The following is a 398-nucleotide window of genomic DNA, read 5'->3' on the forward strand; positions in this document are numbered from 1 at the left end:
TCCCTGTGGAACCGCCTCGAGTCCGGCGAACCGGTGCTGCACGGGACCCCGATCTGGTTGCGCACCACCGTCCACCAGCTGATCCCCGCCGGCGACCACACCCTGGTGATCGGTCTGGTCACCCGGGTGCACGACGAGGACGACGCGGAGGCCGCCGCGTCGCCGCTGCTCTACCACGACGGCCGTTACCACCGGCCCACGCCGCTCGACGAGTGAGTCTCGTCGACCGTCGGGTCAGGACGCGAGTGCCCTTGTCCCCGAGGTGAACCCGAAGGGCACGAGCACCTCGCCCAGGAGGGGCGACGGTCGGGCCAACCCGCGGTCGCGCAGGATCGGCAGCACGTCGTCCACCACCCGGTCGAGCACCCTGGGCAGCACCAGCGGCAGCAGGGTGACAC

General features: G+C 71.6%; 1 protein-coding gene. It reads left to right on the forward strand.

Annotated features, from left to right (window positions below):
• Positions 1 to 216: flavin reductase family protein (locus AC1DYG_RS20305; RefSeq protein WP_477641641.1), on the forward strand; the 216-nt coding region annotated here is incomplete at its 5' end.
• Between the last annotated feature and the right edge of the window lie 182 nt (positions 217 to 398).

The organism is Pedococcus sp. P1_H8, assembly GCF_056405175.1.